This window comes from Daejeonella sp., from assembly GCF_049655485.1.
Taxonomy (GTDB): domain Bacteria; phylum Bacteroidota; class Bacteroidia; order Sphingobacteriales; family Sphingobacteriaceae; genus Daejeonella.
In genome coordinates this window covers 1-8,323 of record NZ_JBASJU010000376.1, presented here as the reverse complement: position 1 = coordinate 8,323, position 8,323 = coordinate 1, and the positions used below count along the sequence as shown (strand labels likewise).

Genomic DNA, 8,323 nt, shown 5'->3' with positions numbered 1-8,323 from the left:
ATGTAATGATGTTTAAGAGAGCTGGGGCGTGCCGGGGCAAATGCTTTAATCAATTGCACGGTGCTTAGAAGTTCGCCTACACGATCAAGGTATTTCGCCTGATTATCCCAGAAAAGTCCTTCCATCTGATCTTTCAGTTGGCGGAATAAAACAGGATCATTATCAGTTAGGACCGAAAATTCAGACAATTTAGCCTCCAGTAATGAAAGTAGTCCCCAGGCTACCTTTTTCCTCCTGTCATTTCCTCCGACCGTATCAATCACCTGGATAAAGTGGTCATAAAAAGTAGCATTATAACTTGCTCTGGTAATTTCAATATCCCGGTTTCTTCTGGTCAGTTTTGCATTCACTTCCTGCATCTTATCTTTCGAGATGTAAACTTTGCCGAGGTTGGGAAAATGATGATCCAAATGATCTTGCCAATCAATATCCAAGGGCTCGGTTATTTCATCCCCACTGTGTTTTTCCATTGTGAATCTAGTTATCAGCATCTATTATTACCTACTACCTCTGTTCACATCCTAGCAGCGTTTGTAAAATCTGGAAGTTGCTTACAAAGAGATAGACATATTTTCTCACAGTAAAAGTGATTGAATCATCAAAATCACAAGTAGATACGCTAAGATTCTCGACTCAAACATAGTTTTACCAAAAGCTACTTAACGAATTTCCGTCCAGTCTACCTTAATTAAGTTCAATCCAATAATGCAACAAACTTATATCCTTTAATGTGCGCCGCGTATGTGTTGAACTATATTTATAAATCTTATTTTTCTTAAATTCTGTGTCATGCACAAGTTTATCGCAGTTATCCCAGACGATTGTATCATTGGAGTTTAACACTATTTGTTCATCAACCCAGTCGTTAATAGTGGAATGCCAGTGTATATGATTGTTTTCTTGTATATATGCCAGCATTATACTAAAAGCAAGGATTTCCTTACCTGCGTGTTTCTCGCATTTAAATCGCTCTATGCCGCCCATCTTGGACTTGCTTTTATAACACACGTATTCGCTGTCCTCTCTTTTCGGTTGTTTAGGAGTTGGAAGTCTCTTAGCTTCTATAAAACAAATCACGCGATGGTTTGAATATTTCCTCGCGATTATGCCAATATCTGTTGTGGCATTGGCTTCTGGGGTTTTAGATTGAGGCTCAAAATCAAACTGACTATTCAAATTTCTGAAGAAGCGGCCAAAGGTAATGGTTATATCATCTTCTTGTTCCAACCTTTCCTTTTTTGTCAATCTAGCATTCTTGTATTCATTTTCAGCTTCTAATAAAAATGCCGGATAAGCCTCAATATTATTATCAATTAATGTAACCAGCGAACCATAAATTACCTCTGATGGCAGAGCGTTCTCAATGCTTGTATTTGTGTGGGGCTTCTGCACTAATTTTCACCTCCTATTATATCATTAAAAGTGTCGTCAGCATCTCTCAACGCTATAGATTTAAGCCAATATTTTAGCTTTTTGGGCTTTACAAAAGTAATAGTGTCGTTATTTGCGTATAAGCGCATTATCCTGTTACTGATGGAATTATAACCGGACTGTTGCTTCAATAATGCGCTTATTTCTATATCGCTGTTGATAAAGCGATATTCATGAGATTGCATGCTGTAGTAGAATTCACATGCATAAAAGACGCTACCTTCATATATCGTCTTTAACTTAAGCTCTCTATCATCTTGTTTATAGATAGAGTTGATAGTGTCACAAAAAATACCGGCATAGTTCAAAAGAACCGGTTTGTCGGCCGTAGTTGTGTTTATTATGGCAGCTTCTCCTTCATACCAAGATGGGTATATATAATCTAAAGCATCATTCAGTACTATTGCTTCTTCTGTGGAAAGACCGATATCTTCTTTGTTTAAAGGAATAACCCATTTGTCAATATCCCCTTTTTGGATGACAGACGTGTCGCCGAGGAAGAATTGAGCACATGTCGCCAGAGTTTGTAACGAATAAATTCTCTGATTTTTTTTTAAGACATTAAATAGTCTCCTCAGACCATCTTCCTTGGATATTGGCACACTAATTCCTACTATTCGCGAGTCAAATGGGGTGTCAACATTATGATAAGCCAAAGGGATTTTTGTTTTACTGATTTCCTCCTTAATAGTTATTAGGGGTGCCTGGTATAATATTCTCTTTCTAGGTCTCTCGAATCTTTGATTGGAGTCAATATTTACGAAGCGATAATTTTCAGAGGAAAAATTTTTGGCTATCAAATTTGGTTGCGATGTAATAAAGTCCGCGGACTGCGATCCTTCCGCACTGCTTCGGCTATAACCTTCTCCATATCGTTCCTTCTCAATCAATAGATGATCTTTAAGATAAGATTTCAAAGCGGTTTTCTCCTCATTGTTTGTACCTAATGATTCAATCAAATAATTCACTCTACTGCCACCAAGTAAATTGCACCGCCAAATATTTTCATCATCCAATGCCTTAGCTTTAGGTACCTCGTGAAAATCATAATAATCAAACTCAAAAAACAACCCGTCTTTTGTATTTTTCAGGAGCCTTGAAATGATATGGTTGACTATGTAATCATCCTTCTGTTCTTTCTTATAAAAAATGGCAGCTGTTTCAACCAGGGCGTTTTCAAAAAGGACATTCTTCAATAATGTGAAATCGATTATCTGATGAACATAAAAGCTATTTAATATTGCCTTTTTAAATTGTTGTGATTTTTTATTTTGATTGTAAAGAAACGATGTTGATTTCTGTATAAAGCACAAATCAGCGCCATCTTTCAATAGTACAGCACTAGCTTCCAAAAACATTAAAGCAATTTGGCGGTCTGGTACCCCCGCCTTGAATTCAAAGTTAATTTGCTTGAGTTTATCCACATAACTCTGATAAATATCTATATTCTTTTTATTGATTGATTGGAAAGGAGGATTTCCGATAACCAAATCAAACGTGCCGTGGAGATTTTTCTTTTCTGGCAAAAAATCAAAGAAATCTATCTCAAAGATATTGTCATTTAAATCATCAAAAACTTTTTCTTCACTCCAGTTCCATAGCTCGTTGTTAGGTACAATTTGGCATAGCGCAAGTTGAAGACTGAATTTTGTGAGTTTAACAGCTGTTTTATTTTTATCTACGCCATAGATATTTTTCGACAGAATTTTTTTCACATCTTTTAATTGGATGTTAGCTTTATCTAAGGGTTTCCCCTTTACACCTTGCTGAATACGCCATCTTTGTACAAGCCGCTTATATGCCGACGTAATAAAGATCCCCGAACCGCAGCTTACATCTATGAGTTTGATATTGTATGCTTTATCCTGCCACTTGTTCGAGAGCGGCAGGCACTCGTCTATTAGAAGATTAACTAGGAAACTCGGTGTATAAACAGTTCCTGCATTTTCCTCTGTTTTGGGAATGAACTGTTCATAAAAGTTACTTATTAATTCAATGGGTATATCTTTAAATGAATATATATTCCACAAGGCTATTTGACGGTTATTGCTTAATTTACCATCTAAATGCTCAGCTAAAAGGGATAAGTCAAACGTTTCCAGTAATCTCCTATTCTCTTGGCCCTCAAAACTGAATACATTACCGCTAAAATGGTCTTGCAATTTATCCAGCAAAGTTATGATCTCGCCATTCCGCAATATCTCACTTAAGGTATCAAACTTTAAATTGCTTCTTCTATAAAAATCCCTTGCATAATTGTTGTTTTCATCTTTACCGTTTTCTTCTAGATATTTTATTAATATACATTTGAACAGTAGATCATCAGCCAGTTCTTGTGGGAAGTCATTTTTTACAAAGGTTTTTATAAATCCATTTCTGATATCAGTGAGGACTTGTACCAACTTCTCATAGGCCGATTGATTATTTAGGAAGCTTTTTGATGCCTGCTTACTTTCCCAGAATAAACCATAATTTAAGTGCCTTGCGGAAAAATAGCTATTTAAGCTTTCGAGGCTATCTAGGCTTTCCTTTTTAAACAGACATGAGATATTTGTGATTTCACCTTGCTTGGTTGCAACAACAGGCTTTCTACAGTCATATATCGTAATGTGCGTTTCATCGATAAAACAAATTAAAGGAACTTGACAACTGCTGTAAACCTTTTTGTGTATATCAACTATTTCCTCTTTGCTCCGTTGTTTCTGGGTATTGTCGTAAAAATAAACCTGGGGGACGCAATACCTATTATCATCATAATACCTGAAATAAACAGCGTCAACATCATAGATCTCAGCAAATTCCAGAGCCATATAGTGTTTCGGGTGAAGATTTTCGGAAATATTATTTACAAAAACAATCTCAGGCAAAGGCTGATCCTCAAATGAGAAATCAAGTTTTTCTAATGTATCTATTAGGGAGTCGTTTTTGTTTGGGTTCTGCATATCTTAGAAATTGGCAAAAGTACATTTAAGGAATTTAATTCTTAAGATTACAATCCCCCGCTTGGTAATATTTGCCGTTACACCATAATGAGTTTTAACCAGGACAATCTACGATTTTATAACTAAATATTTTAGCAAAAAGTTCTAGACTCAGAAATTTTAGTGGATACATCATACTATAACGGAGTCGGTAATGTACTTAAATCGTTTGGCGCTTTTAGCTTTCAAACAGCTGCAAGATGGCTGTGATCATACTTATTAGAAAAACGACGTAATAAGAGCTGCATAATATCTCGCAGTGCTTCAAATCAAATCACTACTTGAATTTGCTGCTCAACTTCAACCTGGTTGACTGCCCTGATCCGTTCATAGATTTCCAGTTCACCATCAAGCACTTCGAGGCTTACGGCAAAAGAAAAAGGCACTTCCTCGAAAAGATCTCTTTCCCATCCTTTATGGCCGATAACGGCGAAGGATAATTGTTCCGGCAAAGTATTGGATTTAACAACAATCCAATCTTTCTGCGTTGCGCTGTCTTGTCTTTTTAATCCTTTTACCGTACCCCATCCTGGGTTTGACCAGACAGACCATTTAATTGAATTGTTATCCTCCACTGAGTCAGCTTCAGGATCTTCCATGTGTTTCAATACCCTGGCTTTAAACGGATCGTATAATTCGCCGATCTTTGATGATTCCCAACTGAGCCAAGACGACAAATAAGATTGCGTTCTCCTGCGTGTTCGACGGGGTTTAGCCGTGTAACATAATGTTACCTCGATGAGGATATCAAAATCCTCTCCCGGCCGTCTGAGCTCCTGTGGAATGTAAATCGTGTAAAGGTTGGCGACGCCCGGTTTTACAGTTGCACTTTCCACAAGGGTAACCCTCCTTTCGGAGTTTTCCGTTGCTCTGTTCAAATTGGGCATACCGTATCCAAACATCCGCATGGCTGTCAGGGTGGGTGTCCTGAATAAGTTTTGAGGCAATCTGGCTGATTGTATTATTAATGTTTTATATAGTAATGCACTTTCATTAGGGAATGCCGCCTGTAATTTGGAAGCGATATGCGTTACCTTCGGAGCAGAAAACGAAGTCCCGACCGTTCCCCGGTCAACTCCGGTTCCACCAGCTCGTACTAGCAGCGGATTAATTGAGTTTTCATAGGATAGGTTAGTGCCCAGCTTCTCTCTAACCCAATCACCGCCGTATTCGACAACTTCCGGTTTAATACCACCCCATAGTCCTAAACCAGTTCTTGAGAATGAGGATATTGTGTCACGCTGGCCAAAAGAGATCCTGTCAGGGTCTTCAAAGTCACCAAGACATACTGACCCGACCGTTATGGCAAATTTGCTTTGGGCAGGATCGGCGATTCGGCAACTTGCTTCCAGCAGATACTGTGGATAGTTTCTTCCAGCAGCCACATGTTCCATGATGCCGGGATTAGTAACCACACCTGTGGATTTTTTTAAATTACCAGCAGACACAATGAACAGCACTTCTTCTTCATGCGACAACTGATCAATGGCGGCGGCCCAGGGAGACATATGTACCAACCGGCAAGGTATGGTCGTATTTATGGAAAGATTAAATATTTTTGAATCAACAAAATTGTAAACGATATCGCCCATTAACGCTGGAGGATAAAGTTGGGAGGACATCATATTATCGCGATTTAACACCCTGGCATTTAGAATAAAACAATGCAGCTGGTGCGACCCCTGAGCCGGGATATCCTCGCCGTACAGCACCGCTCCGGTAACCCTAGTACCATGTCCGCCCTGCGCAACCAAATCGGCCGTTGTCGCATCAAAAGGATCGTAGTTTACAGATTCCAGGGCTAAAATCGCCGGTGCTAACAGGCGGTGGTTTTCCTGCATCCCGCTGTCAATAATACATATTTTAGGGGCATTATCTTGCGGGGCTACGATGTCCAGATCATTTTCAACCACTTCCCCGTCAATGATTAAAGGAGCATCAACCTCAACGTATTCAATCACTTCAAAGACGTAAGGATAGTTCAGGACAAAATCTTTTAAAGCCTGTCCCGGCAAAGTGACCCGAAAACAAAAGCTATCTTCAAATTGCACACTTTCAGGGTTGATGTCAGCACTATATACCGATAAAAATTCCTGGATCGATTCTGCCCGTTCATCCGCAAGATCAGATTTCTGAAGCTCTATCTCCTGAATTTTGGCTTCCCATCTTGCCAGCTTCGCCTGGTAGTGTTGTTCTTCCTCCCCTTCCTCCATAACAGGCTGAGGGGGTTTATTTATATAACACGCGACGGAGATATCCACAATAAGCGTATCATCGTCCGCAATGTTTGGCCATTTTGCAAAGAGCTCTTCAGAAAGGATTTGCTGGGCGCGCCATTGGTTTCCAGCAACGATCTGCCATAACTGTGCAGCCTGGTTCTTGAATTTTCCTTCTTCGTTAATGAATTTATCGATCTTGGCATGTAAGGAAGTAAAGCCATCACTGCTGGCACCGATTATAAATCCATCCAGTTCTTCTGCGATGATCTCAATTCCCATGCCGCGAAGGGATTCGATGTTAAACAACTTGGTATCAACCTGCAAAAATATGGGGATGGCGTCCTGCCCCGGCAGGTCCGGTAAACCTGCTGCTCTTCGCTCGTCGATGACCTTGCTCCGATCATCCCTCAGCCCCGTAGTGATGTTCTTCAGGCTTTGTCCGTGCTGGCCTCTGTTTGCAAGATTATTGCTGGTTCGGGGATCAAGAGCGTTGTTGCCCCCACCTTTCGGCGGTTTATGGATACCGGTGATGGTTTGTACTAATGGCAGATGCGGGAATTCTGCCATTTATGATTTGATATATAATTGATTCTCTTTTAAAGATTCGTCAAAATAGCAAGCATCGACGCTATCATTGCCTTTTATAACTGACAGCTTGGCCGCGTCATTAGCTATTTTTACGATCAGAGCAGCAGAGAAGCCAACCATCTTTCCGGCTAAGACACTCCATTTTATTTCTTTGGACGTTTTGATAGATCCTAAAGTGGATTTCAAAATTTCAGTGATCTCAGACCTGCCAGGCTTGGGCATCTCAATAATATCGTCAAACCTCCTGAATAAAGCCCTGTCAATGGAACCTTCCAAATTGGTAGTTGCAATAATGATTCCTGGGCCATCGTAATCTTCTAGCACATTCAATAAAATATTGACTACCCGGTGCATTTCGCCCACATCCTGTTTGTTGTCACGCGCTTTTGCTATAAAATCAAATTCATCTAACAACAGTACACAAGGATAGCTTTTAATAGCTTCAAACAGCAACTTTAAATTAGAGGCCGATTCACCTAGGTAAGAGGATATGATGGCTTCAAATTTTACCTTTAAAAAGGGCAGCCCGATATTCCAGGCGATCCTTTCTGCGCTCATACTTTTACCGCAGCCGGGAGAACCGTGCATTAAGATTCTTTTCCTCGGTTTTAATCCAAAATGGGCCAAGCGCTCACGCGCAACGTATTCCTTTTCTATGCGCTGGATCTTTTCTTCAACCTCTGGAGACAGGATCATTTCATAACGAAGCTGCTCACGGGGTATCTCGTTGGCTAAGGGTATATTGTTTCTTTTGTCGGTAGGGATGCTAACGTGACTGCCAAGTATGTTTTTGAGTTCACCTTTAAAAGACTGGTGATAATTAATATTCTTGTCAAGTATGTTTTTTAGACGGTCAGCTAAGCGCATGTGTCCCTTCTTGCGTTCATCATCAATAATAACCTCGGCGACTTTAACTATATCGTCCTTTGGCTCCCCATCGATGGAACGGAACAATCTGATCATTAAGTCCTGGTTCATAATAAAATGTTTCTTGTAGCGATGATTTTAACGTTCTTTAAATATATAAAATTTCCTTTTTATACCTAGCTCAAAGGTACTTTATAATGGTCAAGATCGCGACCAAATTACCAAGTATTTAAATAC

At 39.7% G+C, this 8,323-nt stretch carries 5 protein-coding genes; all 5 read right to left on the bottom strand.

What is annotated here, in order from left to right:
• Positions 1-470, bottom strand: a 470-nt coding sequence (locus tag WBJ10_RS15520; protein ID WP_424291910.1) for a hypothetical protein, incomplete at its 3' end; no start/stop codon positions are given.
• A gap of 214 nt (positions 471-684) precedes the next feature.
• Complete coding sequence (locus WBJ10_RS15515; RefSeq protein ID WP_424291908.1) at positions 685-1,392, bottom strand: hypothetical protein; 708 nt, start codon at positions 1,390-1,392, stop codon at positions 685-687.
• On the bottom strand, positions 1,392-3,605 hold the full coding sequence (locus WBJ10_RS15510) for an HsdM family class I SAM-dependent methyltransferase (protein ID WP_424291906.1): 2,214 nt from the start codon (positions 3,603-3,605) through the stop codon (positions 1,392-1,394). The genes WBJ10_RS15515 and WBJ10_RS15510 overlap by 1 nt, the downstream gene beginning before the upstream one ends.
• A gap of 1,076 nt (positions 3,606-4,681) precedes the next feature.
• Positions 4,682-7,198 (bottom strand): S8 family peptidase, encoded by a 2,517-nt coding sequence (locus WBJ10_RS15505; RefSeq protein WP_424291904.1) that lies wholly within the window; start codon positions 7,196-7,198, stop codon positions 4,682-4,684.
• Entirely contained in the window at positions 7,199-8,197 is a 999-nt protein-coding gene (locus tag WBJ10_RS15500) for an AAA family ATPase (protein WP_276348986.1), read from the bottom strand.
• Between the last annotated feature and the right edge of the window lie 126 nt (positions 8,198-8,323).